The sequence below is a fragment of the Hymenobacter sublimis genome (assembly GCF_023101345.1).
GTDB classification, from domain to species: domain Bacteria; phylum Bacteroidota; class Bacteroidia; order Cytophagales; family Hymenobacteraceae; genus Hymenobacter; species Hymenobacter sublimis.
Genome location: NZ_CP095848.1, coordinates 1778601 through 1805204, shown reverse-complemented (window position 1 = coordinate 1805204; position 26604 = coordinate 1778601). Strand labels below are relative to the sequence as shown.

At 58.7% G+C, this 26604-nt stretch carries 22 protein-coding genes; 5 read left to right on the top strand and 17 right to left on the bottom strand.

Translation table 11 applies throughout. The annotated features are described in order from the left end of the window. Window positions 1–353: 353 nt before the first annotated feature. From MWH26_RS07605 to dnaG, 4 genes are all read right to left on the bottom strand, one after another. On the bottom strand, window positions 354–1559 hold the full coding sequence (locus tag MWH26_RS07605) for a glycosyltransferase (protein WP_247976727.1): 1206 nt from the start codon (window positions 1557–1559) through the stop codon (window positions 354–356). Further along, a complete protein-coding gene (locus MWH26_RS07600; protein ID WP_247976726.1) occupies window positions 1543–2769 on the bottom strand; it encodes a glycosyltransferase family 4 protein in 1227 nt (408 codons plus the stop codon). Before MWH26_RS07600 ends, MWH26_RS07605 begins: the two co-directional genes overlap by 17 nt. An 86-nt stretch (window positions 2770–2855) precedes the next feature. Continuing rightward, window positions 2856–3938 (bottom strand): potassium channel family protein, encoded by a 1083-nt coding sequence (locus tag MWH26_RS07595; RefSeq protein ID WP_244695994.1) that lies wholly within the window; start codon window positions 3936–3938, stop codon window positions 2856–2858. Between the two features lie 263 nt (window positions 3939–4201). Then, window positions 4202–6280: a DNA primase gene (gene dnaG, locus MWH26_RS07590; RefSeq protein WP_247976725.1), complete on the bottom strand. Its 2079-nt coding sequence runs from the start codon at window positions 6278–6280 to the stop codon at window positions 4202–4204. Between the two features lie 193 nt (window positions 6281–6473). Between dnaG and MWH26_RS07585 the strand changes: the two genes are divergently transcribed. After that, on the top strand, window positions 6474–7577 hold the full coding sequence (locus tag MWH26_RS07585; RefSeq protein ID WP_247976724.1) for an Mrp/NBP35 family ATP-binding protein: 1104 nt from the start codon (window positions 6474–6476) through the stop codon (window positions 7575–7577). Window positions 7578–7753: 176 nt separating this feature from the next. Then, window positions 7754–8089 (top strand): NifU family protein, encoded by a 336-nt coding sequence (locus tag MWH26_RS07580; protein WP_244695992.1) that lies wholly within the window; start codon window positions 7754–7756, stop codon window positions 8087–8089. Window positions 8090–8167: 78 nt separating this feature from the next. On the opposite strand, the gene MWH26_RS07575 is transcribed toward MWH26_RS07580, so the two are convergent. Then, complete coding sequence (locus tag MWH26_RS07575) at window positions 8168–9136, bottom strand: hypothetical protein (protein ID WP_247976723.1); 969 nt, start codon at window positions 9134–9136, stop codon at window positions 8168–8170. 180 nt (window positions 9137–9316) lie between these two features. Between MWH26_RS07575 and fahA the strand changes: the two genes are divergently transcribed. Continuing rightward, a complete protein-coding gene (fahA, locus tag MWH26_RS07570; protein ID WP_247976722.1) occupies window positions 9317–10600 on the top strand; it encodes a fumarylacetoacetase in 1284 nt (427 codons plus the stop codon). A gap of 204 nt (window positions 10601–10804) precedes the next feature. On the opposite strand, the gene acs is transcribed toward fahA, so the two are convergent. The 10 genes from acs to MWH26_RS07520 all read right to left on the bottom strand — a co-directional run bounded on the left by acs (window position 10805) and on the right by MWH26_RS07520 (window position 22369). Then, window positions 10805–12730 carry an acetate--CoA ligase gene (gene acs / locus MWH26_RS07565; RefSeq protein ID WP_247976721.1) on the bottom strand — a complete coding sequence of 642 codons (1926 nt, stop codon included), beginning with the start codon at window positions 12728–12730 and terminating at the stop codon, window positions 10805–10807. A gap of 98 nt (window positions 12731–12828) precedes the next feature. Then, window positions 12829–13206, bottom strand: a complete 378-nt coding sequence (locus tag MWH26_RS07560) for a response regulator transcription factor (protein ID WP_247976720.1) — start codon at window positions 13204–13206, stop codon at window positions 12829–12831. Between the two features lie 72 nt (window positions 13207–13278). After that, a complete protein-coding gene (locus MWH26_RS07555) occupies window positions 13279–14622 on the bottom strand; it encodes a sensor histidine kinase (protein WP_247977072.1) in 1344 nt (447 codons plus the stop codon). Window positions 14623–15020: 398 nt separating this feature from the next. After that, window positions 15021–16031, bottom strand: a complete 1011-nt coding sequence (locus MWH26_RS07550) for an SLC5/6 family protein (protein WP_247976719.1) — start codon at window positions 16029–16031, stop codon at window positions 15021–15023. A 185-nt stretch (window positions 16032–16216) separates the two neighbouring features. Beyond that, complete coding sequence (locus MWH26_RS07545) at window positions 16217–16429, bottom strand: hypothetical protein (RefSeq protein WP_244695984.1); 213 nt, start codon at window positions 16427–16429, stop codon at window positions 16217–16219. Between the two features lie 167 nt (window positions 16430–16596). Continuing rightward, window positions 16597–18108, bottom strand: coding sequence for an MFS transporter (locus MWH26_RS07540; protein WP_244695983.1), 1512 nt, complete (start codon window positions 18106–18108; stop codon window positions 16597–16599). 160 nt (window positions 18109–18268) lie between these two features. Beyond that, window positions 18269–19807, bottom strand: coding sequence for a hypothetical protein (locus MWH26_RS07535; protein WP_247976718.1), 1539 nt, complete (start codon window positions 19805–19807; stop codon window positions 18269–18271). 138 nt (window positions 19808–19945) lie between these two features. After that, complete coding sequence (locus MWH26_RS07530) at window positions 19946–20368, bottom strand: IS1/IS1595 family N-terminal zinc-binding domain-containing protein (protein ID WP_247976717.1); 423 nt, start codon at window positions 20366–20368, stop codon at window positions 19946–19948. 225 nt (window positions 20369–20593) lie between these two features. Continuing rightward, window positions 20594–21370 carry a DUF2490 domain-containing protein gene (locus MWH26_RS07525; RefSeq protein ID WP_247976716.1) on the bottom strand — a complete coding sequence of 259 codons (777 nt, stop codon included), beginning with the start codon at window positions 21368–21370 and terminating at the stop codon, window positions 20594–20596. Window positions 21371–21445: 75 nt separating this feature from the next. Further along, window positions 21446–22369, bottom strand: coding sequence for a M28 family peptidase (locus MWH26_RS07520; protein WP_247976715.1), 924 nt, complete (start codon window positions 22367–22369; stop codon window positions 21446–21448). A 101-nt stretch (window positions 22370–22470) separates the two neighbouring features. Here MWH26_RS07520 and MWH26_RS07515 point away from each other — a divergent pair, with 101 nt between their 5' ends. Continuing rightward, window positions 22471–23406, top strand: a complete 936-nt coding sequence (locus MWH26_RS07515) for a flavin reductase family protein (protein ID WP_247976714.1) — start codon at window positions 22471–22473, stop codon at window positions 23404–23406. 99 nt (window positions 23407–23505) lie between these two features. Beyond that, entirely contained in the window at window positions 23506–24672 is a 1167-nt protein-coding gene (locus MWH26_RS07510) for a glycosyltransferase family 39 protein (RefSeq protein WP_247976713.1), read from the top strand. Between the two features lie 173 nt (window positions 24673–24845). Here MWH26_RS07510 and MWH26_RS07505 read toward each other — a convergent pair whose 3' ends face one another. Beyond that, a complete protein-coding gene (locus MWH26_RS07505) occupies window positions 24846–26075 on the bottom strand; it encodes an alanine dehydrogenase (RefSeq protein ID WP_247976712.1) in 1230 nt (409 codons plus the stop codon). 92 nt (window positions 26076–26167) lie between these two features. Beyond that, window positions 26168–26593, bottom strand: coding sequence for a tRNA (adenosine(37)-N6)-threonylcarbamoyltransferase complex ATPase subunit type 1 TsaE (tsaE, locus tag MWH26_RS07500; RefSeq protein WP_247976711.1), 426 nt, complete (start codon window positions 26591–26593; stop codon window positions 26168–26170). Window positions 26594–26604 lie beyond the last annotated feature (11 nt).

Sequence of the window (26604 nt, the reverse complement as noted above, 5' to 3'; positions counted from 1 at the left end):
ATAGCGCGCGAGGTAATAAAATGATAAGTAGCAGCAAGTTAGAAGTAACTGGAATTTACCCGTCATCCTGAGCGCAGCAAAGAACTGCTACCGCTTCGTTGTATTGGTAATAAAATACTAGGGGCTGTTAAGAGTAACCCAACAGACCGTCATGCAGAGCAGAGCGAAGCATCTCACAGGCGGAGGTTGCAGTAGTAATCAGACGTCAGCCCGCGAGATGCTTCGCTCTGCTCTGCATGACGGTCGTATGTGACTCACAAGCACTTACTGTTCGCCTTGCCTACCAGTAGAGGTCCTTTGCGCTGCTCCAGATAACAGCTGATTTGTTCATGCCCTACTTCCGAAGGCCTACCTCACCGCTTGTGCTGAAACCGTTGGGTAGGCTCCCAGACAGTCGTTTTCACCCCCGTCAGGAAGCGCCAAAGCCCGAGCAGTAGGGCAGCATTCATGCTGTAGAAGTGAGTAATGAAGCGCAGCAGCCGCGCGTGTACGCCCACGCGGTGCAAGGCCCCATCCAGCAGCAGTAGCAACGGGGCGCCGAGTTGCCCAAGCAGCAGCAGCTGATAAAACCACCCAGCCCCGCGGGCCACCAACACCATGTTAGCCAGCACCATAACCAACAGCAACAGCGGCGTAAGCCAGCGCAGCACCTTGTGCGACCAGTAAGCGAAACTCACGCCGCGCCAAGGCGGCCAGAGCAGGCGGCGGAACGTGACTAGGTTCTGGAAGTTGCCGGTGGAAATACGGGCTTTGCGCCGAAACTCCTCCGGCAGCTTATCCGATACGTCTTCGTGGCAAACGGCCGCCAGCTCGTTAATAGCCTGGTAACCCTCCTGGAGCACGGCCATTGAGATGAAAAAGTCATCGACGATAAAGGAGGCCGGGGCCGGGTGGTAGCAGGTTCGGCGCACGGCAAAGCACCCGCCAAAGGCCCCAATCATGGCGCCCCATACTACCCCTTCCTGATACTTAATCTGGTTTTCGCGCTCCAGGTAAGCCTTTTCCTGTCCAGAAATACCGTCGCGGCGGTGGTCGAGGTTGAGGATGTGGCCGCCTACCTGCCCGATGTGCGGGTTACGAAAGTGCTTGACCAGGTGATAAAGCGTGTCCGGGGTAAAAAACACGTTGGCATCGGTGAGCACCAGCACCGGCGCGGTAGCTTCGGCCGACAGGGCTTCCATCACGCCGGGCTTGCCGGTGCGTTGACCGAATGGCCGAAACTGCAGGCCCGGATACTCAGCTATTAGCTTCGTTACCAGCGCATTGGTCTGATCCTGGGAGTTGTCGGAGCCGATATAGAAGGTGAGCTTATCGAGCGGGTAGGTGGTAGCAAACGTGGAGCGGATTTTCTCCTCTATTACCTGCTCTTCGTTGTACACGGCCAGCAGCACATCCACGCGGGGCAGTTCGGGGCTACCGGGCGGGTACACCTCCTGGTTTTGGTGGCGACCCCGGGCCAGGCGGGCCAGCAGCAGCGGAAACAGCACGTAGGTATGCGCCACCAGCAGCAGGCTGCCCCACAGCGCCCCAGCCGTTACTATTTCAACGAGCGGCGGCACGGGGCTGGGGCGTCAGGATGGTGTAGAGGTCGAGGAAGCTTTCCACTACCCGGCGGTTGTCGTAGAGGCGAGCAATGGTGCGAGCGGCTTCCTCCCCGATGGCCCGCTGGCCCAGCTCGCCGCGGTAGTAGCGGCCCAGGCGCTCCAGCCATTCGGTGGGCTCGTCGCAAAGCACGATATCAAAGTTGTCGCGCACGTGAATACCTTCGGAGCCCAATCCGGTGCTGATGATGCACTTGCCCAGGGCCATGCCCTCGATGATTTTTATGCGCATGCCGCCCCCACTGAGCAAGGGCACCAGCATGACCTCGTACTCCTGCATAAACTGCGCCGCCGACTCCACGAAGCCGTGAATCGTGACGCCAGGCAAGTTCAGGTTACGAATGTGGGGCGGGGTTTCCTTGCCGGCAATGTGTAGTTCTAGTTCGGGGTAGAGCTCATGGGCCTTGGGCCATACTTCCCGCAAAAACCAGTCGACGCCTTCCTGGTTAGGCAGCCAATCCAGGGAACCGATCATAAATAGGGTCCGCGGCCGGGGTGTGGCGGCGGGGTTGCGCTGAAACCGGTTCAGGTCGACGCCGGCGGGCACGAACACCACTGGCTCCTGGCAGCCCAGCAGGCGCAAGCGGCGCTGGTCGGGCTCGGTAATGGCGGCCACGGCGTCGAAGCGCGGCAGGGTGCGGTGCTCAAAGCGCCGCAGTCGTTTAGCTAGGTGGGTCAGGTACAGGCGTTTGAGCACGTTGGCTTCGCGCTCGGCCAGCATCTGCCAGATGGTGTACTCCACGTTATGGGCCCGCAGCACCGTCGGCACACCCGGGGCCAGCCGTTTCACCGTATCTACGTACCACGACACCAGGCCACCTTCCACCTGCACCACGTCAATGGCTTCGGTGCGGAGCAGCTCCTGGAGGCGGGCCTCCACGGCCGGACTCACGAACCGCTCGATGTTGTAGGGCAATTCACTTAGCAGCAGGTTGCGCAGGGCTTTTACCGGTGAAAGGCGCGTATCCACGTCCACGGGCACAAGGCGCACGTTGGGCCCCAGGTGGTCGAGCACATCGGCGGGCTGGTGGTGCTTGGGCGTGTTCAGGGCCAGCACGGTTACCTGATGCCCCGCCCGACTCAACCCCGCCGTCACATCGTACATGGCAATGGCCCCACCATCAGTAGGCGGATACGGAACGCGCGGACAGAGCTGAAGAATATGCACGGGAAAGAGTGAGTTAGGGCCGGCAAAGCTACGAAGGTAGGCCGGAGAACCGCCGGCCGCTACCCCGTACGCCGCCAGCAAACGGCCTACCCTACCTGCCGAAACTGGTCGAGCAGGCTGGTAATCTGGGCGTCGGTGCCCAGAAACAGCAGCACGTCGCCGAGGTCCGGCACCAGATCGGCCGCCGGACTTACCGTGAAGCCGCCCACTTGGTGCTTCAGCCCGATGACGGTGGCGCCGGTGCGCGAGCGGATGTCCAGCTCCCGAATGCTGCGCCCGCGCCACTCCGGCCGCAACTCCTCGGAGCGCAACTCTTCCAGCCGCAGCTTGTTGGGCCCCAGGCCCGAAATCATGTCCAGAAAGCGGATTACCTCGGGTCGGGTAATCAGGTTGGCCATGTGGGAGCCCCCGATTTCGTCGGGCATTACTACTGAGTCGGCGCCGGCGCGCAGCAGCTTAGTTTCCGAGCTTTTGAGGCTGGCCCGGGCAATGATGGTAATATCGGGGCTTAGCTCGCGGGCGGTAAGGGCCACAAATACGTTGTCGGCATCCTTGGGTAGGGCCGTGATGAGGGCCCGGGCCCGCACGACGCCGGCGGCGCGCAGGGTTTCGTCCAGGGTAGCGTCGCCGAACACGGCCGGAATAGCTTGACCGGTGGAATCGGCATCTTCTTTTAGCAGGGCCTCATTCTGCTCCACTACTACCACATCGGCCCCGCTGGCGCGCAACTCGTGGTAGGCTTTGCGGCCGTTGCGGCCAAAACCACAGACGATAACGTGGCCCGCATAGCCGCGGATGGCCTGGTCGTTGCGCAGCATAGAAAACATGGTCTGCAGGCCCCCGTCGAAGATGTAGGTGGTAAGCACCGACAACAAGTAGGCCAGCATCAAGAGGTTAAAGAAGATATAAAACGACACAAACAGCCGCCCGGCCGGCGACAACGGGTGCAATTCCCCGAAGCCCACCGTCGAGACGGTTATCATGGTCATGTAGAAGGCATCGACGAAGGTGAATTTCTCAATCCACATAAAGCCGACTACCCCCACGGCAAAACTGAAAGCCGTGAGGACCAGCGCCCCCACAAACCGGCTCAAATTGAAACGGTGCCAAATGTCGCGCACGTAGCGCAGGGCATTCGGGCGCAGCGGTGGAGGTAGAGATTCAGGCATGCTCAAAGGTACGCCCCGCGGGTTGGGGCTGCCAAACATAGGGGCGGTTATGCCAGCTTAATTGTTATGCCGAACATTCCGTGCTTCAAGCGGCGACGAGGAAGCTGGGTCGAGTGAACAGTTAGGATTTATGAATGACGTAAAGCCGTCATGCCACCTGTTAACAACTCCTTGTTACTAAAAGCAAAGGCCTCCGTTGCCGCTTGATGCGCGGAATACTCGGGAGAACAGTTTCTTAACCCATGCTCCTTCTTGCCCAACGCTTACAGCGCAGCACGTGGAATGACGGTTCCGAGCATACTGGCCAGCTGATTATCCATCTGCTTAAGCAGGCGAATGTTGGTCAAATGCTCATCCAGGGCGGCCTCGTCCATGGGGCGGCGCAGGGCTTCCATGTGCTCCGCTAGGGCCCGCTCTACGTTCACTTTGTTAAACCGCAGAATGGCATTGTCGCAGGCGGTTTGGAGTAGGTCCAGTTCCCGGGGCACGTAAATCTGGTGGGTGGTCCAGTTGGGGCTCAACTCGTACTTTTCGGTAGCCAGTTCGGCCACCAGGGCCCGGATATCGGAGCGACCGTGCTGGATGAGGGTGCGCACCTCGGGCCAGCGGCCCTGGTGTAGCTCCTCCCGGCACAGGTGCAGCAAATCGGCGTAGATGCCGGTTTTAAAGGGCGTGTCGTCGAGCTGCTGCAGGAGGTACTGGGCCACGCTCACGTCGGGAGCCAGGGGCTGGGGCGAGTACAGCAGCAGTAGGCGCACTACCTCCCGCTCGCACTGTTCCAGCACGTCGGGAATGGGCTCCAGGTCCTCCTTCGTGAGGGTTTGCAGGTCGCCGCCCCCGCCCATCAGATCCTCGGGCGAGGCGCCGTACATCAGGGCCTCGGCTTCCTCCTCCGGGCTCATGGGGCGCGGGGCCGGGCGAGGCGCAGCCGGCGCGGACTGCGTACTGCCCTGAGGCGCCCCGCTCCCACTCCCACTGCCGCCGCTCGAAGTACCACCCGCCGCCTTGCCCGAGGCGTTGCGCACCAGCTTGTTGTACTCCGTGATGAGCACCTGCTCATCGATGCTGAAGGCCTGGGAAGTTTGCTGCAGAAACACCTGTCGCTTAATCGGGTCGGGCACTTTCCCAATGCTTTGCAGCACCTCCCGAATGGCCTCGGCCTTCTTCACCGGGTCCTGGGCGGCCTCGCGGCTGACTAAGTCCGTCTTGAACTGAATAAAGTCTTGGCTGGCCTGCTCCAAGTGGTCCTTGAAACGCTGGTCGCCAACTTTACGGATGTAGCTATCCGGGTCGTCGCCGTCGGGGAACAGCACCACGCGCACGTTCAAGCCGCCTTCCAGCAGCATGTCAATGCCGCGCAGGGAGGCCCGGATGCCGGCCGCGTCGCCATCATACAGCACCGTCACGTTGTCGGTGTAGCGCTTAATGAGGCGGATTTGCCCATCCGTCAGTGAGGTTCCCGATGAGGCCACCACGTTCTTAATACCCCCCTGGTGCAAGCTCAGCACATCCAGGTAGCCTTCCACCAGGTAGCACAGCTCCTCCGTGCGGATGGCCTGCCGGGCCTGGTAGAGGCCGTAGAGCACGTCGGACTTGTGGTAGATTTCCGACTCCGGCGAGTTTAGGTACTTGGCCGTCTTGTCGTTGGGCTTGAGTGTGCGCGCCCCAAACCCAATCACGCGCCCCGACACGTTGTGAATCGGGAACATCACGCGGCCCCGGAACCGGTCGTAGCGCCGGCCGGTGTCCTGGCCCTGGTCGTCCTCGCGTTTGATTACGAGGCCGGTTTTTTCCAGGTACTTCTGCTCAAATCCCGCCGCCGTGGCCGACTTCAGTAAGTCGTCCCACTGGTCGAGGGAGTAGCCCAGCTCAAAGGTTTTAATGGTAGTCTGGTTGAGGCCGCGCTGGCGCAGGTAGCTTCCTCCTATGCCCTGGCCCTCGTCGGTATTGAGCAGCAGCTTATGGTAATGGTCCTTGGCCCAATTCGAAACGATGAACTGGGAGTCCTTTTCGTTTTGAGCCAGCTGCTGCTCGGGGGTCTTTTCTTCCTCCTCAACGTCGATGCCGTACTTTTTGGCCAGGTACTTCAGGGCCTCCACGTAGCTGGTGCCCTCAATGTCCATGATGAACTGCACTACCCCGCCGGCCTTGCCGCAGCCGAAGCATTTGTAGAGGCCCTTGGCCGGGGCCACCGAAAAGCTCGGCGACTTTTCGTGGTGGAAGGGGCAGCAGGCCCACATGTTCTGGCCCTTGCGCTTCAGCGACACGAAGTCGCCGACTACCTCCACAATATCGGCGTGGTGGATGATTTGATCTACAGTTTCTTTCGGAATGCGCGCCATACATCTGCAAAGGTAGTCGTGAGGAAGCTTCCCAACTTCCGCCCACTTCAAGGGTAACCCGTACGGCATCAAGGCGGGCTACTGCCTGGGGCTAGGGCATGATGCGCAAGCTTCCCCGCTACTTCCCAACTTCTGCCCCGGTTTCCGGGTTATCTTTGTGCTTTGCTTTCGCACTTTCTTCCCCTGATTTATAATGGCAACCATAACCACAGAAGCCGTTCTTAAGGCCCTAAGCTACGTGGAGGAGCCCGACCTGGGCAAAGACCTCGTGACCCTCAACATGATTGAGGACGTGGTCATCGACGGCCGCCGCGTCTCGTTCACGGTGGTACTGACTACCCCCGCCTGCCCCCTCAAGCAGCTCATTCACGACGCCTGCGAGCGGGCCATCCACACGATGGTGGACGCGGAGGCCGAGGTGGTGATTGTGATGACCTCGCGCGTGACCACCATGCGCCAGAACCAGGATGTACTGCCCGGCGTGAAGAACATCATTGCCATTGCCTCGGGCAAGGGCGGGGTGGGCAAAAGCACGGTTACGGCCAATCTGGCCATTGCCCTGGCCAAAACCGGCGCCAAAGTGGGCCTCGTGGATGCCGATATTTCGGGCCCTTCCATGCCCCTGATGTTTGGCGTGGAAGCGGCCCGGCCCCACGTGTACCAGAATGCGCAGGGTCGCAACCTGATTCAGCCGGTAGAGGCCCACGGCGTGAAGCTGATGAGCATTGGGTTCCTGGCCCCCGCGGAGTCGGCTATTGTGTGGCGCGGCCCGATGGCCTCGTCGGCCCTAAAGCAGTTCATCACGGAAGTGGAGTGGGGCGAGCTGGACTACCTGCTCCTGGACATGCCCCCCGGCACCTCCGACATTCACTTGACCATGGTGCAGACCGTGCCCGTTACCGGCTCGCTCATCGTGACCACGCCCCAGAAAGTAGCCCTGGCCGACGCCGAGAAGGGTCTGCAAATGTTCCGCCTACCCCAGATCAACGTGCCGGTGCTGGGCATTGTGGAGAATATGGCCTGGTTTACCCCCGCCGAACTACCCGAAAACAAGTACTTTATCTTCGGGGAAGGCGGCGGCCAGCAGCTCGCCACCAAGCACGAAGTACCGCTGCTGGGTCACATTCCGTTGGTGCAGAGCATCCGCGAAAACGGTGACCAAGGCACGCCCGCCATTCTGCAGGATGGCTCGCCGGCCGCCGCCGTGTTCGAGCAGCTAGCCGAGGAGTTGGCCCGGCAGGTATCCATCCGCAACGCCGTAGCGCCCCGCACCAAGGTGGTGCAGATGCAGTCGTAGCGCAGTTGCCAGGCTACGAGCCGCTAGCGGTTTACAAGCTCGGCAGTCATGCCAACGGCAACTTTACCGCTGGGCGTGGTGTTGCTTTCATACGCGCCAAAAGCCTTACCTTTGAAGAAGTACGCTGCTGCTACCTGCCTGGGTGCCTGCCACGGCAGCAGCTCAATCTGTGATTCATGACTCATTCCGCTGCCGTAGAACATCATCCGCTCCTGCCCCGCATTGAGCAGGCCCTGGACACCATCCGGCCCTATCTGGCCGCCGACGGGGGCAACGTGCGCGTGCTCGACATTACCACAGATATGGTGCTGCAACTGGAGCTCCTAGGCGCCTGCGGTACCTGCCCCATGTCGCCGATGACGCTGAAAGCCGGCGTGGAGGAATCGGTAAAGAAGGCCGTGCCCGAAATCCGGGCCGTGGAAGCCATTAACTCCACCCCTATGGGCGAGCAGCCCGCCGGCCAGGCCGGCCGCCCCGTGCAGCCGAACCCAGTGCCTACCCCGCAGTTTTAGTTTCTAATTTTCGATACATTAAAAAGCCGAGTTCCCTTGCGGAAACTCGGCTTTTTTGTTTTTAGAATGTAATACGAATTATATTGGATTAGCGTGCGTAACATGAGCTTCACTACGCTGTTTGATTACCTCCAAAATCATTTGATTAAAATCGTCGAGTATAAAGTCTGCCCACATTTTACTATACAAGTTTAAATTAGTTGTAACTCTATAGGTGCACGTTAAATAGACTATACTTTGATTAGGTCTTAATTCTTCTATCCTGTAGCTACCTGCTAATACATCAAAATACTTTCCCCCTATCATTACATGTTCATCAAGTGTGGTTGGCGGAACCGACTTAGAATTAACGTTTATATCGTAGGAGAAGCCATTCCCATCATCCCATTTCTTAATAACTTCAGAAAATTTAATTCCTCGTTCCCACGTAATACTTCTTATCCCGCCAACACCTTCCTTGTTAAGCTGCCCATCTAAAGGCTTAGGTACACCAATAAGATGAACGAAATGAGGCGTGACTTCATTGGACTGAATATTTCGTACGTTTTTAATGTTTTCCCATACAGTTACTCTATCAGCATTTATAATCATTTTGGTTTCTACCGTATTTACCTGATTAACTAATTTCATGTTACTTTCTATAAAGAGCACCAACAGTGGCATTAGCAGAGACACGTAAAGCATATTATTACTACCATTCTTCTTAAGCTTTATAAACCTGTAAATAAATGCTCCTAGAGAGCCAAGCAAAATAAATGGACCGACAATAACTACTAGGCAAATCATACCTTCAAAACCTTCTATAAAGCATAAAAAGAAGAACGTAATGGTTATAGCCCAGGGGGTGAGCAAGTCCGTTTTATATAATTGCAATTGCTCTTTAGTCGTGAATAAAACAGGAATTGCGCCAAGCGTAATAGGCAGAACGAAAATATAAGCCAACGAAACATTCCGGTGCTGAGAGTTCACAATTAGCATAATTAAGAATGCATAGACTACTCCGGCTACCAGACCGATGAGCAATGTTCTACTTCTTGAATGTTTCATTATTTTCTTATATAGATGAATACTAGTGTGTTCGTTAAACCAAGTGATGGATTTCTGCAGGTAACAGGGGCTAAGGTACTAGTGTGGGCAGAAACCACGAGCCACTTAGGGTAGGGGTGCCTCTGCTATCATTCCTCCTACCCCGCTACCTTTGCCCCTCCTTCCACTACCCCTACCCCAATGGCTAACCCCAACGACCCGAGCCTGCATTCCTGGATTGATATTGCCCCCGGCAGCGACTTTCCCATTCAGAACCTGCCCTTTGGGGTGTTTGAAACCGAGGAGCGCGGGCCGCGGCTGGGCGTAGCCATTGGCGAGTACGTGCTGGATTTGTACGCCGTGTCGCAGTTCGGCTTTTTTCAGGATCTGGAGCTGGGGCCCCGGATGCCGAAGATTTTTCGGCGGCGCAGCCTGAACCAGTTTATTGCCCTGGGCCGGCCGGTGTGGCGGGCGGTGCGCCAGCGTGTTTCGGAGCTGCTGCGCCACGACAACGACGCGCTCCGCTCCGATGAAATCATGCGGGAATGCCTGCTGCGCCAGAGCGAGGTGCGGATGCTACGCCCCGTGAAGCCCCACAACTACACCGATTTCTACAGCAGCATTGAGCACGCCACCAACGTGGGCATGATGTTCCGCGACCCGGCCAACGCCCTGCTGCCCAACTGGCGCCACATCCCCATTGGCTACCACGGCCGGGCCAGCTCCATTGTGGTCAGCGGCACCAACATTCGGCGGCCCAACGGGCAGCGCAAATCCCCCGATGCCCCGGCACCTACCTTCGGCCCCTCGCAGCAGCTGGATTTTGAGCTGGAAATGGCCTTTGTAGTGGGACGCAGCACCCAGCTCGGCGACACGGTACCGGTGCAGAACGCCGAGGACTACATCTTCGGACTGGTGTTGTTCAACGACTGGAGCGCCCGTGACATTCAGAGCTGGGAGTACGTGCCGCTGGGGCCGTTTCTGGGCAAGAGCTTCGGCAGCAGCGTGTCGCCGTGGGTCGTGACGCTGGACGCGCTGGAGCCCTTCCGGGTGGCCGGGCCGGTGCAGGAGCCGGAGCCCCTGCTCTACCTGCGCCAGCTCGACAAGCATAACTTTGACATCAATTTAGAGGTAGCCATTCAGCCTGAAGCCGGGCCGGAAACCACCGTGTCGCGCGCCAACTTCGGCCTCATGTACTGGAGCATGGCCCAGCAGCTGGCCCACCACGCCTCCAACGGCTGCAACATGCAAGTCGGCGACCTGTACGCCTCGGGTACCATTTCGGGCCCCACGCCCGACTCGCTCGGTTCCATGCTCGAGCTGGCTTGGCGTGGTACCCGGCCCGTGCCCCTGGCCGATGGCTCGGAGCGCAAGTTTCTGCTGGACGGCGACACGGTGACGATGCGCGGCTACTGCGAGCGGGACGGGCTGCGCATTGGGTTCGGAGCCGTAACGGGCACCGTACTGCCGGCTACCCAGGTATAAACTGAGTTCGTCCTGGTTTACTTCGGCAATAGCTCAAAACAACACATAAACTGTCATTCCGAGCCCAGCGAGGAATCTGGGTTGCACTCTAGACGCTAAATCAGATTCCTCGCTAGGCTCGGAATGACAGCTTTACAGGAGCACGAAAAACGCCGACCTACTCTTGGCCGGCGTTTTTGGTTTTTATTAAGAACAGCTTCCTACCTACTTCCGGCCGCTGATGATTTCGTCTACTACGGCGGGGTCGAGTAAGGTGGTGGTATCGCCCAGGCTTCCGGTTTCCCCCTCGGCTACTTTGCGCAGGATGCGGCGCATGATTTTGCCGGAGCGAGTTTTGGGTAGGCCCGACACAATCTGAATTTTATCGGGCTTGGCAATTTTGCCGATTTCCGCCACGATAGTTTCAATAATGCTGGCTTCGATGCGCGGCTTGTCGGCCTCGTTTTCACAGGCTCCGGTCCGGCAGATGACATAGGCGTAAATGCCCTGGCCCTTCACATCGTGCGGGAAGCCGACCACGGCGCTTTCCACCACGTTGGCGTTCTGGTTGATGGCGTTTTCGATTTCGGCCGTGCCGAAGCGGTGACCCGATACGTTAATCACGTCATCCACGCGGCCGATGATGCGGTACAGCCCGTTTTCGTCGCGGCGGGCCCCGTCGCCGGTGAAGTAGTAGCCGGGGTAAGGCCCAAAGTAGGTTTGCACGGCCCGCTCATGGTCGCCGTAGGTGGTGCGGATGATGCCCGGCCAGCTGTGCTTGATGGCCAGATAGCCCTCCTGGTCGTTACCCTCAATTTCCTGCCCCTCCTGGGTGAGCAGCACCGGCTGCACGCCCGGCAGTGGCAGGCCGGCGTGGGCAGGTTTGCTGGGCGTGATGCCGGCCAGGGCCGAAATCATAATGCCGCCGGTTTCCGTCTGCCACCAAGTATCCACCACGGGGCAGCGTTCCTTGCCCACGTGCTGGTAGTACCAGTACCAGGCTTCCTCGTTGATGGGCTCCCCCACCGAGCCCAGCACCCGCAGGGAGTCCAGGGAATAGCTTAGCACGTTGTCGAGGGGGGCGGCCATGAGGCTGCGGATGGCCGTGGGCGCGGTGTAAAAGATACTAACCGAGTGCTTGTCAATTACCTCCCAGAAGCGGCCGGCATCGGGGTAGGTCGGGATGCCCTCGAACATGAGCGAGGTGCTGCCGGCCAGCAGCGGGCCGTAGAGCAGGTAGCTGTGGCCCGTCACCCAACCGATGTCGGCAGTGCACCAGTACACGTCGTTTTCCTCTACCTGAAACACATTGCGGAAGGTGTAATCGGCCCACACCATGTAGCCGGCCGTGCTGTGCACTACCCCTTTGGGCTTGCCAGTACTGCCCGAGGTGTAAAGAATGAACAAGGGGTCCTCGGCCGCCATTTCCTCGGCGGGGCAGGTTTTGGCCACGCCTTCAGCCTCCTCGTGGTACCACACGTCGCGGCCTTCGTGCATGTGCACGGGCCAGCCCAGGTGCTCCGTCACGATGACGCGGCGCACGCTCGGGCAGGTTTCCAGGGCCTCATCCACCACGCGCTTCACCGGAATCTGCTTGGCCCCGCGGTTGAGGCCATCGGCGGTAAGCACCACGCTGGCCTGGGCATCGTTCACACGGTCGGCAATGGCGGTGGCCGAGAAGCCGGCAAAAATCACGGAATGAATCGCGCCAATCCGGGCGCAGGCCAGCACGGCAATGGCCAGCTGCGGAATCATGGGCATGTAGATGCACACCCGGTCGCCCTTCTCCACGCCGTTGTTGTGCAGCACGTTGGCAAACCGGCAGACTTCGTGGTAGAGCTCCCGGTAGGTCAGGCGCAGGTGGCGCGTTTTGGGGTCGTTGGGCTCGTAAATGATGGCCAGCTTGTTGCCCCGGGAAGCCAGGTGGCGGTCGAGGCAGTTCTCCGTGATGTTGAGCCGGGCGCCCTGAAACCACTCGTTGCGGCCGCCTTTCAAATCATCGGTACATACTTTATCCCACTTGCGGCGCCAGGTGAAGGGCTCGGCCACCTCGGCCCAGAACTGCTCGGGGTTGTTGGTGCTGAGCTCATAAGCGGCGTGGTATTCCTCCAGGGTACGGATGCGGGCGTGCTTGGCGGACGAATGAGGCATGAGAATCGGGAATTAGGAAGTGGTAGATTTCGAAAGGGAAGCCGGAGCTGAGTGCAGGTAGCGGGCAGCTGCCGGAGGCCGTGCGCCGCGGCCGGCGGCTACACGGGCGCGCTAAGCAGTTCTTTTACTTTTTCCATGAGTTGGCGGGTGCTGAAGGGCTTGGGAATGTAGAGGTCGGCCCCTACCTCGTAGCCTTTCTGGATGTCGGCCTCCTTGCTTTTGGCCGACAGAAAGATGACGCGCGTACCGGCCCGGTCGGGGCGCTGGCGCAGGTGGCGGCACACCTGGTAACCGTCCACGTCGGGCATCATCACGTCCAGCAGCACCACGTCGTAGGCGGTACTATCCACGGCTTCCAGGGCTTCGGTGCCGTTGCGGGCAATGCTCACCTGATAGCCGCTTTTGCGCATCAGAAATTCGAGCGACATTACAATGTTGGGCTCATCATCGACAATCAGAATGTGGGGAGTCGGCATGAGGAAGGCAAGCTAAGTTGTGTAAGGAGAGGTAGGCGAGCAGTTACATAAAGCGGGCACAAGGCACCTTGGTCATTCCGAGGCAGCAGTTACGGGTAGTTCAACCGAGAACCGGGCGCCTTGCTCCGGGGCGCTTTCCACCCAAATGCGGCCGGCGTGCAGCTCTACTATCTTTTTGGTAATGGCCAGGCCCAGGCCCGAGCCTTCCGGCTTGCGCATGGTTTGGTTGCGGGCCTGGAAAAACTTGTCGAAAATGAGCTGGTGAAATTCCGGGTCGATGCCCTTGCCGTTGTCCTGCACCGTGATGCGCAGGGCCTGGGTAGCGGCTTCTACTACCACCGCAATGCGGCCGGAACCATCGGGGCGGCACGATTTGATGGCGTTGCTGAGCAGGTTTACCAGCACCTGCATCAGCCGGTCTCGGTCGCCGAGCAAGGGCGGCAGGCCGGGCGGCACGGCCAGGTCCAGGTGCAGGTGCTTGTCGCGCAGTAGCTGGCCTACCGCCTCCAGGGCATCGGTAATGATGTCGGCCACGTCTACGGCCCCGCGTTCCAGGGTGGCCTTGCCCGACTCGTACTTTTCCAAATCCAGCACCAGCGTAATCAGCCGGCTCAGCCGCTCCGACTCCCGGGTGATGGTGAGCAGAAAGCGGTGTCGCTCCTCCTCGTCCAGCTCGGGGTTGTCGGTTAGAATTTCGGACAGGGCCCGGATGCTGGTCAGGGGCGTGCGCAGCTCGTGGGTGACGGTGTACAGGAATTCGTCTTTGTGCTGATCCAATTCCTGCAGCTGGTCGTAGGCGGCCTGCAGCTGGGCGGTCAGGCGCTGGAGTTGGCGCTGCTGCTTCTGCAGCTGGCGGTTGGCTTCCAGCAGCTGCTGGCTTTCCCGCAAAATCCCGACGACTTTATCAAAACTGATGTCCTCTACCCCTACCGAGGAGCGCAGCAGCAGCCGCGCCGAGGCCGGGCCGATGGAACCGGCCAGCAGCTTCTCGGCGTAGGTGAGTAGGCGCGGGTCGGCCTGGGGCGGAGTCACGCCCTCGGTTACGTGGGCATCCGGAAAACGCTCTTGAAAGGCGTGTAGGGCTTGGTTTGCGCGCTTTTTGCCCAGAAAGCCCGTGAGTAGGGCCCGCACATCGGGCAGGGGCGCGGCGCCCTGCCAGCCGGCCGGCCCTTCAAACACGGCCCCGTAGCGAAACACATCCACGAACACGGCGGCCTGGTGCTCTTCCAGGGCCGAGGGCTGGCGTAGCAACGAAACGCCCACGTACAGACCCAGGTTAAAAAACCAACTCCAGAACAACCCGTGCGACAGATAATCAAGGCCTTCGAGCCCAAATAAGGCGAAGGGCCGCAGCCCCCGTAGGCTAAACAAGCCGTCGGTTAGCAGGGTATCGGGCAGTAAGTTGGGGCCAACCATGGTAGGTAGCACCAGAGTAAAAAACCACACTACAAAGCCCGCCAGAATGCCAGCCGTAGCACCGGCGCGGGTGCCGCCTTTCCAGTACAGGCCGCCCAGCACCACTGGCGCAAACTGCGCCACGGCCGCGAAGGACACGAGCCCAATGTTCACCAGGGGCAGCAAGTGGCCTACCTCCACGTAGTAACCATACGCCAGCAGCAGCACCAGCACCACGGCCAGGCGGCGGCTGTGCAGGGCCACCTGGCCCAGGTAGGCAAACCAGCGCGGCCCTTCGGCCCGGGCCGCCGGAATGCGAACCAGCAGGGGCATAAGCAGGTGGTTGCTCATCATCACGCTCAGGGCAATGGTTTCCAAGATAATCATGGAGGAAGCCGCCGACAGTCCGCCTAGGTAAATCAGCAGGGCCAGCCAGGGCTGCCTAGCCTGCAGGGGCAGAGCCAGCACAAACGTATCGGCGTCGAAGTGGCCCCCATTATCAAGCAGACGCCCCCGAACGCCAGGGGCAGCACGAACAGGTTGATGATGATGAGGTAGAGCGGAAACAGCCACATGGCTTTGCGCAAGTGGTCTTCGTTTACGTTTTCCACTACGGCTACCTGAAACTGGCGGGGTAGCAGCAGAATAGCGGCCATGCTCAGTAGCAGCAAGGTTAGCCACTGACCTGGGGCCGTACCGGCACCCTCCAACGTAAACAGCCGGCTTAGCTCTGGCACCACCGCGGCCCGCCTGAATACGTCGGCAAAGCCGTTGAACAGGCTATACGTCACGAACAGGCCCGCCGCCAGGAAGGCCACGAGCTTCACTAGGCTTTCCAGGGCCACGGCCAGCACCATGCCTTCGTGGCGCTCCGTGGCCTCAATGGAGCGCACTCCGAAGATGATGGTGAAGAAAGCCAGGGCTACCGTTGTCACGAAAGCTGACGACAGCCCTACCCCCCCGCCGGCCAGCAGGGAGGTTTCACCGCCCCCGGTCAGGATGTCGAAAGACGCAGCAATGGCCTTGATTTGTAAGGAAATATAGGGCACTACCCCCAGCACGCACACGGTAGTTACTAGCGCCCCGAGCCAAGCACTTTTGCCGTAGCGAGCCGAAATGAAATCGGCAATGGAGGTGAGGCGCTGCTGCCGGCAGATGCGGATGATTTTGCGCAAGACCAGCCAAGCCGCCGGCGCCATTAGCGTAGGACCCAGGTAAATCCCGATGAACTCCAGCCCGAAGTGCGCCGCCCGCCCCACGGAACCGTAATACGTCCAGGCCGTGCAATACACGGCCATGCTCAGGGCGTACACGTAGGGGTTGCTCACCAGGCTCCGCCGCGCCGCCGAACGCCGCTCCGCCGCATACGCCACCCCAAACAGCAGGGCGAGGTAGCCAAAGGAAAAGCCGATAACGAGCAGGGTATTCACGGAGTGGTGAGGCGGTGAAATGGTGAAATGGTGAACTAGTGAGATGGTGAGTTGACGTGCTGGCGGTATAATACGGCGGTAGTTACTAGCAGAGAAGGTAGGGACGGACCGTTAGGAGCTGTGCGAAGGGCGTAAACTACCTGCGCCGTCAGCACGTCAACTCACCACCTCACCATCTCACTAGTTCACCGCCTCACCAGCCAACCGGTGAGCAGCACCAGCAGCACCCATACCAGCAGCACGTAGAGGTAGAGTACCGGGATGCCGCCTACCCGGCCATCATGGTCGAAAACGGCCAGGAAGGGAAAATTGAGGAGCACGGCAAACAGCACGGTCACGAAGAGCAGCTGCTGGCCGCGGCGCTGTTCTGGTCGCTCCTGGGGCGGAATGGGAGGCATGGCGAAGCGGTGGTAAAGCCGACGAAGTGAACATCAGCAACCTACGAAACCAACGAAAACACAGGCGCCTGTCGCGCAAAATCCGCCGAACCAACGGCCCGACGGACTTTTACTTGCCTGGGCAACGCATGGGCCTCAGGGTAAAGCTTCACCTGTCAAGGCGCGCACTAGACGGGGTTATCTTCCATCAGCTTCACGTTGCGCACGTCCTTCATCAAGGCCTGCCCAATAAACCAGCAAATCAGGGCAATGCTCACCGGATAGACGAGGCCGGCCAGGGTGCTGTGTTCCTTAATGAAGGGCGTATCGGAGGCGGCGGCGCGCAGGGTGAGGGCCGTGGCAATTAGGGGCACGAAGCCGCCGAATACGCCGTTGCCGATGTGGTAGGGCAGCGAAAGAGAGGTGTAGCGCACCTTCGTCGGGAACAGCTCCACGAGGTAGGCAGCAATGGGTCCGTAGGCCATGGTCACGAACAGCACGAGGCAGAACGTGAGGGCCGTCATGGCCAGCAGGTTGGGCGTGAGGGCCTTCATCACGGCCGGTACGGCTTTACCCGTGGCATCCACGGTAGCGGCGGTTACTTCGGTTAGCGGGCCAGCAAACTGCTTGAGGCCGTAGAAGATAGGGAAGGTAAACAGCGCCCCGCAGAGCAAACCCATCATGATGATTTTCTTGCGGCCGATGCGGTCCGACAGGGAGCCGAAGTACACGAAGAAGGGTGTGGCCAGAATCAGGGCGCTGCACAGCACCAGGCTAGCGTCTACCAGGTCCAGCTTCAGGGTGTTCTGCATGAAGGAGTAGGCGTAAAACTGGCCAGTGTACCACACCACGCCTTGTCCCATGGTAGCGCCGAACAGCGAAATCAACACCAAGCGGCGGTTTACGGGGTTCACGAACGACTCGCGCAGGGGGTTCGTGCTGGTTTTGCCCTCCGACTTGGCCTTGGCAAACAGCGGCGACTCGTGGAGCTTGCGGCGAATGTAGTAGGAGGCAATGACCAGCAGGCCCGAGAGCAGGAACGGAATGCGCCAGCCCCAGTCCTTGAAGGCCTCTTCGCCCATGGTTTTGCGCGTGGCAATAATGACCAGAATGCTCAGCAGCAGGCCGGCCGTGGCCGTAATCTGGATGAAGCTGGTGTAGTAGCCGCGCCGGTTGTCGGGGGAGTGCTCGGCCACGTAGGTGGTAGCGCCGCCGTACTCGCCGCCCAGGGCTAGGCCCTGAAGCAAGCGCAGGATGGTAACAATCACCGGGGCGGCAATGCCAATTTTGTCGTAGCTCGGAATCAGGCCCGTTACGAAGGTAGCGCCGCCCATAATCAGCAGGGTGAGCAGGAAGGTGTACTTGCGCCCAATCATGTCGCCGATGCGGCCGAAGAACAAGGCCCCAAACGGCCGCACCACAAACCCCGCCCCAAACACGGCCAAGGTGCCCAAAATGGTGTCCTCAATCTTACCCGTGGAGCCAAACAGCACCGGCCCGATAATGGCGGCCAGCGAACCGAAGATGTAGAAATCGTACCACTCAATGACGGTGCCCACCGAGGAGGCGGTAATCACCTGCCAGATTTTACTGGTCGAAACGGCGTTGTTGTCGTGGGTCAGCGAATCGTCGGCGGAGGGCGTGCCGCCCACGGGCGCGGCACCGGCGTAGGCGTCGCGCTGCGGTAAGTTCTGGGCCATGATTGGTGGGAGTTGTGGTGGTGAAAAGAATAGAATGGGAGTTGCACGTCTGGTAGCAGAGGCTGCCCAGCAACTCGTCGTCGGGCCTTAGTTATAAAGTGCAGGACGAAGGGGCGCAGCTGCTACAGCCGCCTCACTGATTTACCAGTTTGCCCCTGCCTTACAGCGCTACCTGGGTTTGCAGAGTGATTTCCGGCTTGTAGTCCACGTTGTTCACGTTTGTAAAGTCGGGACGGGCGCGGTAGTTGAGCGTAAACTTGGCGTTGTGCCCATCAATGTAGAAGTTGGCGCCCGCATCAAAAATGTTCACGTTTTTCTGCTCGCCGCTGCTGGTGCGCAAGCCTTCGTAGCCGGCCAGCAGGTGGGAAGCATAGGGCTGCACGCGCAGCTTAGGACCCAGCAGATTTTTAGGCAGCAGGTAGCCCGCCTGCAGGTAGCCTACATTGCCGGTACCCGAGTGAGGCACGGCGTTACCACGACGGGCGTCAGCGCCCCAGCCGGGGTTGGCGGCCCCAATGAAGCGGGTGTGGTTCGGGCCCATGTTGTAGTTGTAATACACTCCGTAAAGCGTAAAGGCCGTGCCGGCATCCTTATTAATGGGCGTATCAAAGAACACATCAGCCGCAAACAGGGCAATGTCATGCTTGCGCGTACCAATGGTGTTCAGGGAGCCAACGCCGGCGGTGGTGGCCGCGTCGATGGCCGCTGCGTTCAGCACACTGCCGGCCGGGCGCGAGTACATGCCGTCTTTGTTATAAAAGAAGCCCGCCCCGATGTTGAACACGCGCTTGGCCCCCAGGTAAGTGCCCACATTGAAGGGTAACAGGTTGGCTTCCTGCTCCAGAAATTCGTAGCTGAAGTAGCCCTGGTACACGTGGTTGGTACCCTGCGGATTGTACTGGGCCGTATTGCTGCCGGTGTTCAGCCGATTTGCGCCGGTGCCGGTGGTCGTACCTAGGCCCAACGGGGTGCTGAACGCCCCCGTCTGATTGGTCAGGAACGCCTCATTCACTGACAAAACGTAGTCGAGCTTGCCAATACGGCCCTTGCCGTACACGCCAATACCGCGCACAAACTGGTCGATAGCCTCAATGGTAGGCCAGTTGGTGAGCGGCGCATCCAGGGTAAGGTAATTGATGGTGCTGGAGCGCGTCATGCGCGAAAGGCCGTTCTGGTAGTGCATGCCCGCCCCCAGGTTCAGATACTTATTGACCTTATACTCTACTACTGCCTCGTGCACAAAAAGCTGAGGCTTTTTGCCGTCTACGGCAGGCGTAATACCCCCACTCACAGCCGTTTGGTTATTGACACCGATGTGCGTGTACACCAAAAAGCGCGGGTTCAACTGCGAAAGCACAATCAGGCGGGAACGACGCAAGGAAAAATCCAGCTGGTCAGACTGGGGCTTGCCCGGAGCACGTAGGGTGCCGGCGTTGTTTTCGGTGTAGCGCGTCCAGACTTGGTGCCAGGTGATAAACCGCAGGTACTTGGTGCCGTCCGGGGAAAGATTTACTTTCATACCAGAGCCGTAGGGCACGGTTTCGGCGGGAGTAGCAGTGGGCACGGCCACGACGGGCGTGGGAGCCGCAGGTGGTGGAGCCGGCGTAGCAGGCGGCTGAGTAGGCGTTACCTGGGCCGTAGCACCGGCGGCTGATGCCAGCAGCGCGCTCATAGCCAACGCGTAGCGAGTAGTTCGCATAGGGTTTGGTGGGGTTGAGGGTTGGGATGGGTCGGGGCAGGTAGCCAGCCACCAAGCGGTGCCGGACTAGTAGCCCCAAGTAGGAAAATCCCAACGCAGAAGTCACGCAGTAGTTATACTTCTGCTAAGCGCTATAGCCTACCCCTGCCGAAACCGCTCCCAGCGAATCATCATGTACTTATCCCCCAGCTCCGTCACGATAAGTCCGGCCTCTTTCAGGTTTTCGGGCTTCTGAAAAAACTCCGCTAGCTCCTTCTGATTCATGATTTTGTAGGTCGGATGATAGTCGGTTTGGCGGGGGGCTTTCATGCCGTATTTCTTTACCCAGTTCATCACCGACACGTGACTTACGCCCAGCAGCCGCTCAATTTCGCGGTAGCTCACCCCCTCTACGTATAGCTGCAGAGCTTTGATGACGTAGTAGGAGTTTATTTCCTTGCCGGCCTTGGCCACGGAGAAGTGGTAGCCGCAGTTCTTGCACTTGTACCGCTGCCGGCCGCCTACAATCCCGCTTTTGGTAGCATCCGTCGATTCACACTTGGGGCAATGCAGCTGAGACATACGGGGGTGAGTAAGGAGTTACTATACAATACCTATAGCTATTTAGTAAACATATAGTATTTTAGCAACTATTATTTCGTTCAGCATAGTTAGTGTATAGTATGAGTCAGGAGTATGACAAACACAAGACTGTCATGCAGGACTGGAGGCGACGCATATCACATCCTGACGTTGTGCTACTAATCAACGATTCGAGCGAGGACGTGGGTAGAACAGTGGCCCTAACTACTTACCCGTAAAATCAAGGTCATAGAGCACATTCAGCCGAAATCCGTGGTTGTTTTCGAAAACCGGCCGGCCCGAGATGGGGTCCGGAGAGGCGTGCTGGCTGATCTGATAGAGGTAGTTCAGCTCCACCTTGGCTTTGTCATTGAATTGATGGCCTAGCCCACCGGATAGCCGATTCTGGTTGAACACATTGCCTGCCACGTTGCGCCCGAAGCCGATGAACAGCTCATCAAAAGCGTTGAGGTACCACTCTCCGTCTTCCACCTTTGGTCCTTGCAGCGGATATTGCCCAGAAAGCTGGTAGCGAATCCGGTTCTGAAATGCCCAGTCCTGCACCGGGCCTTGCCCTTCGGCACTACGGGAACCCAGCCAGCGCTGCTCCAGCCGCAAACGGTGCGTGAGCGAGAGCCGGCCCACTGGGTTTTCCAGCGAAACGTCCTGGTACAAGCGGTGCTCAGGTTCGGGCCGCGCAGGCACGGTGGGGTAGTCACCGTAGCGGTGGGTCTGGAAGTAGGTGTAGCCCCCGCTTATCGTTACGTGGTTGGGGAGCGTGCGTACCAGCCCCAGGCGGGCCAATTGCTGCTGCGGGGCCCGCAACCAATTCACCCGCCGCCACTGATATTCGGTGTGCACGGCCCATTTCTCGGTCAGCTGATGGTCACCGGAATACACCAGCCACCCCAGCGTATTTCGGTCCGTGAGGCGGGGACTCTGGCCGTAGCCAGTAGCCGTCAGCGCGCAGCAACCGAGTAGCAAGAAGAAGTTTTTTATCATTAGAACTGCCCTAAACTGCCAGGCACGTAGGACAGCGTACGCCCCCAGTCCGGCGAGGTTCGGGTAATGGGCTATTTACGGGCGCAACAGCGTCGCCAGCACGGCATCTACGGCCAGCCCCAGCCGACGCATGTCTAGGCGGGCCAGCGTATCAGTGGGCTCGTGGTAGCTTTTGTTGCGGTAGAAAGCCGTATCGGTGAGCAATACGGCCGAATAGCCAAAATGCCAGTAATTCAGGTGGTCCGAAAAATCAATACCGGGCAGCCAGGCCGGAGCTTTAAAGCGTTTCACGGGCAGCGTGGCCGCCGCTTTGTAACGACGCGCAAACTGACGGCCAAACTGGCCATTCCCAAATTTTTGGGCTACCGTTACGTAGTTGCCGCGCCGGCCGTATAGCCACTTCAAGGCGCCTACTGGGTACTCTTGGCTGCCGGGCTGGTCGTTGTAATAGCCCAGCATTTCCAGGGCCACCATACCACGCACCGGCACGCCGGCCTCGTGCAGGGCCTGAGCGTGCACGTAGCTACCCATTTGTTTGGTACGAAAGAAAGGCGGCTCCTCTAGCGTGTAGGCAACCAGCTCAATGGGATACGGCAACCGGGGCTGTTGCCCAAGCAGGCGAGCCAGCTCCAGCAGGGCAGCTACCCCGGTGCCATTATCATCGGCGCCCGGCTGCTCCCCGCAGACATCGTAGTGAGCCCCTACCACCACGCGCGGGCCCTGAGAAGGCCCGAAGTACCCCACAATGTTGCGGTAGCGGCGGCCTTGCACCTCGTATTGCTGTTCACTGGTGCGGGCCCCGGCCGCGGCCAGTTCCCGCCGGATGTAGTCGGCGGCTTGGTTGAGGCTGGCTTCGTGAAGGTAGTTGCGCGGCGCGGGCGTGGTCGTCAGGGCCACTAGGTGCCGGCGCAGATGAGCAGTATCGGCAGGGGTTTGCCCGTGCGCGCGCAAGGCGCCCGCCGCCAGGAGTACTAAGATAAGTAGAAGCCGCTGCCGCATAGTAAATCAGCTAAGGTGTGGGTGCTAGATGCGCAGGCCCTACTTTTGGTTGCCCAAACGACCGTTCATCGCTACGTTGTTTCCTTTCATTTACCCCGCTCATGCCCACCCCTACCCCATTTCGCAGCATCGTTCCGACTGATTTAAAACCCAGCGACTGGCATCCGTTTATGGTGGGAGCGGTGGCGCCCCGCCCCGTAGCCTTCGTCAGCACCCTAGATGCCGCCGGCAACGTCAACCTCAGTCCCTTTAGCTTTTTCAATTGCTTTGGCTCGAACCCGCCCATTCTAGTTTTCTCGCCGGCCAACCGGGTGCGCGACAACTCCCAGAAGCACACGTTGGAAAACGTGCGAGAGGTAGCCGAGTGCGTCATTCACATCTGCGACTACGCCATGGTGGAGCAAATGTCCTTGGCCAGCACCGAATACGAGAAAGGGGTTAATGAATTCGTGAAGGCTGGTTTTACTGAGGTAGCCAGCCAGCAAGTGCGCCCACCGCGGGTGCTGGAGGCCCCTGCCGCCTTCGAGTGTGTGGTGGAGCAAGTGGTGGAGTTGGGCACCAACAACGGCGCGGGCAACCTGGTCATCTGCCGGGTGGTGCGGGCCCACTTTCGGGAAGACATTATTCTACCTTCCGGCATTGGCATCGACCCCGAGAAGCTGGACGCCATTGCCCGCCTGGGCGGCGACTGGTACTGCCGGGCCTCGGGCAGCAGCCTCTTTGAGGTGCCCAAACCCAACCGCAACCTGGGCATCGGCATTGACCAGTTGCCAGAGCATATCCGCACCTCTGAGGTGCTGACGGGCAATAACCTGGGCCGGCTGGCCAACATCGAGCAACATGCCCTACCTACCCCCGAGCAGGTGCGAGCCTACCAGCAGGAGCCACTGGTAGCATACACCCTGAACAAGTTTCGTGGTGAACCGGCCCGACAGCGCCGGGAGCTGATGCTGCTAGGTAAGCAGTTACTAGAGGAAGGCCGACTGCTGGAAGCCTGGCAGGTATTACTGTTGGCCGCGCCGCCCGCAGGCGAGTAGTTGCCCCTTGCACTTTGCCACTCATTCTAGGTGCTGACTTTCTCTTTTGCTTAGCCGCGCACAACCAGCCCGCACAGCACCACCAGTAGGTTACGTTATATGTTACGAAATGCATTTCGCCTGTACCACGTCTATTTTTTAAGTTTCACCTGGCTTTTCGTTCAACTTATTTTATTTAGCCGCTACGGGGTAAGAATTGTTTTTGATAGCCACCGCTATATTCAGCACGCCACAGAAATGGCCGTGCAGCATCACTTGGTTTGGGACCGGAACATCTTATACATTGGATATACGGCATTACTGGCTTTATTTTTAAAACTTCAGCTACCCTTCGAAGCCGTTGTTGTATTTCAAAGCCTGCTTTCTGGCGTAGCCGCTTGTTGCCTGTACGCCCTAGCCCAGCGCCTTACCAGCCGCTGGCAGGCGGCGTTCACAGCTACTCTGGCCTACGTTGCCTGGCCCGATTTGCAGGCCTGGAACTTCTATATTCACACCGATGCCCTGTTCTGCAGCATCCTCACGATTTATACGTACGTTCTGCTCAAGGCCCAAAAGGTCAGGCAATTACTACTGGCGGCACCTTTGCTTGGGTGGCTGCTTTTCTTGCGGCCTAATGGTATCGTCATTGGGGTAGCTACCTTTTTCTACCTGCTTTTCCTGCTCAAGCACTACAGCCAATCTATCTTCCGCCGGGTTGCGGTGGGTGCATCCGTGGTATTTATTTTACTTGCGGGATTTAGTTTTAATAGGATACTACACAATATCTTCTCGCTCATATCTATCTACCAGGGCGGCTCTTTATTTGGCGGCCACCCGTTCGGGGCTGTTACCTCTAGCACCCCGTTGTATATTCCGGCCGCTACCGCACCACTGTGGCAGCAATTACTATTATTTATTGGCCACAATCCTTTTTACTTTACTAAATTATTTGTCTTAAAATTCATCGTATTCTTTGCACAGATTAAACCGTATTATTCCGCAATTCATAATATTTCTATCATTTTATTTATTTACCCAGCTTATTTACTTGCCTGGCTAGGGCTAAAAAAAACTATTCTCTCCCAACCGCAGCGGCTGTTTTTCCTAATAGTAATCGGCTTGCAAGCCACCATTGCCGCGGCTACCCTACCCGACTGGGACAACCGATTTATTGTGCCACTACTGCCCGGTATATTTCTGTTAGCGGCCATAGGCATTCCGGTTGGGCAGCAACTGAGCGCACCCTCGTCCGTGCGTCCTGCACAGGTTAGGCAGGGCAAACCGTAGCGCAGCAGGGATACCTGATGGCACACTCGCATCTACTCCACGGGGCCCATTCTCCCAACTGGCTGGCTGCTTGCTGGGTAACGGGGCGGCCATAAAAAAGGCCTGTACTTACGCACAGGCCGTATTGCACTACAAAATCCGTGGAATCTGAATAATCCGTCTAAATCCGTGATTTAGTTACGCACGGCAATCATCAGGGCTAGCTCTTTGTAGCGCATGTTGAACTTGCGGGCAATGCTGGCGTTAGTGAGCGAACCTTTATAGACGTACACCCCGGAGCGGAAGTGCTCGTTGGTAAACAACACCTCATTGATGCCCCCGTGCTGGCTGATTTCCTGCAGAATAGGCGTAAAAATATTGCTTAGGGCGTTGGTAGCGGTGCGCGGCACCCGGGAGGCAATGTTGGGCACGCAGTAATGAATCACATCGTACTTGCGGAAGACGGGCTTGCTGTGGCTCGTCATCTCGCTGGTTTCAAAGCAACCGCCCTGGTCTATGCTCACGTCGATAATCACGGAGCCCGGCGCCATCTGCGACACCACGTCTTCGGACACCATGAAGGGTAGGCGACCTTCTTCGGCGTTCAGGGCCCCAATCACTACGTCGGCGCGGCGGATTTGCTGGTTGAGGGCGTAGGTGTCGAGGGTGCTCGTGTAGAGCTGCGGGGTGCACAGGTTCATTTTGAGCCGGCGCAGCTTGTAGAGGTGGTTGTCGAACACTTTCACCTCGGCCCCCAGCCCGGTAGCGGCGCGGGCGGCGTACTCGGCCACTGTACCCGCTCCCAAAATCACGACCTGCGAGGGCGGCACGCCCGTAATACCGCCCAGAATCACGCCTTTACCCTCGTTGGAGCGGGCCAGGTACTCGGCCGCAATGAGCATGACGGTGGAACCCGCAATTTCCGACATGGCCCGCACCACCGGCCGGGCCCCGGAAGGGTCCTTAATCAGCTCAAAGCTGATGGCGTTAATCTTTTTCTTGGTCAGGGCCGTGATGTATTCGCCCGTCAGGGTGCCAAACTGCAGGGCCGAAATCAGGGTTTGCCCGGCCCGCATGTACTCAATCTCGTCGTAGGTAGGCGGGGCTACTTTCAGGATGATATCGGCCTCGAACACCTCCTTTTGCGAGTAGGCAATGGTAGCGCCCGCCTCGGAGTAGTCGTGGTCGGAGTGCTTGCTGGGCTCCCCGGCCCCACTTTCCAGTAGAATTTCATGGCCTGCCTCCACCAAGTGCTTCACGGCTTCGGGCGTTAGGCAGATGCGGTTTTCCTGCAGCGAGGTTTCCCGCGGCAGCCCGATAAACAGCTTCCGTTTCCGCGTTTCCACGGCCAGCATGGATTCCTGCGTGAAATAGGCGCGGCTGGTAGCCAGCGACTCGAATCCGGGGGGTACTGCTTCGGGCATCTTGTTAAATTAAAAATTAAAAATCATGAATTAAAAAGTGGCGTACGAGCTGGCCTTATTAGTACTGGAGGAGGGCAAGTCGCATTTCATTTTTAATTCTCAATTTTTAATTCCCTCGAAGAGGGGCCGGTGACGGTAAGCGTAATAACCAGTCGCTCGGGCGGCAACAGCGCCTCGACGCGGCTCGGCCACTCGATTAGGCAAAGATAACCAGAATCGAAGTACTCTAGGGCCCCAATGCCTTCGGCTTCCCGCACATCGTTCAGTCGGTAGAAATCGAAGTGGTAGATGGGCTGGTTTTCGGCGTCTCGGTACTCGTTGACGAGGGAGAAGGTAGGACTGCTGATGTCGTCGGGCACGCCCAGGCTCTGGCACAGGGCTTTGATGAAGGTCGTTTTGCCTGCGCCCATCTCGCCCTCGAAGCAAATGATGGAGTGCCCGTGCATAGCGGCGCGCACCTGCGCGGCGGCCTGGGGTAGCGCGTCGAGCGAAGAAATGAGAATGGTTTCACTGATCATCGGAGGAGGCA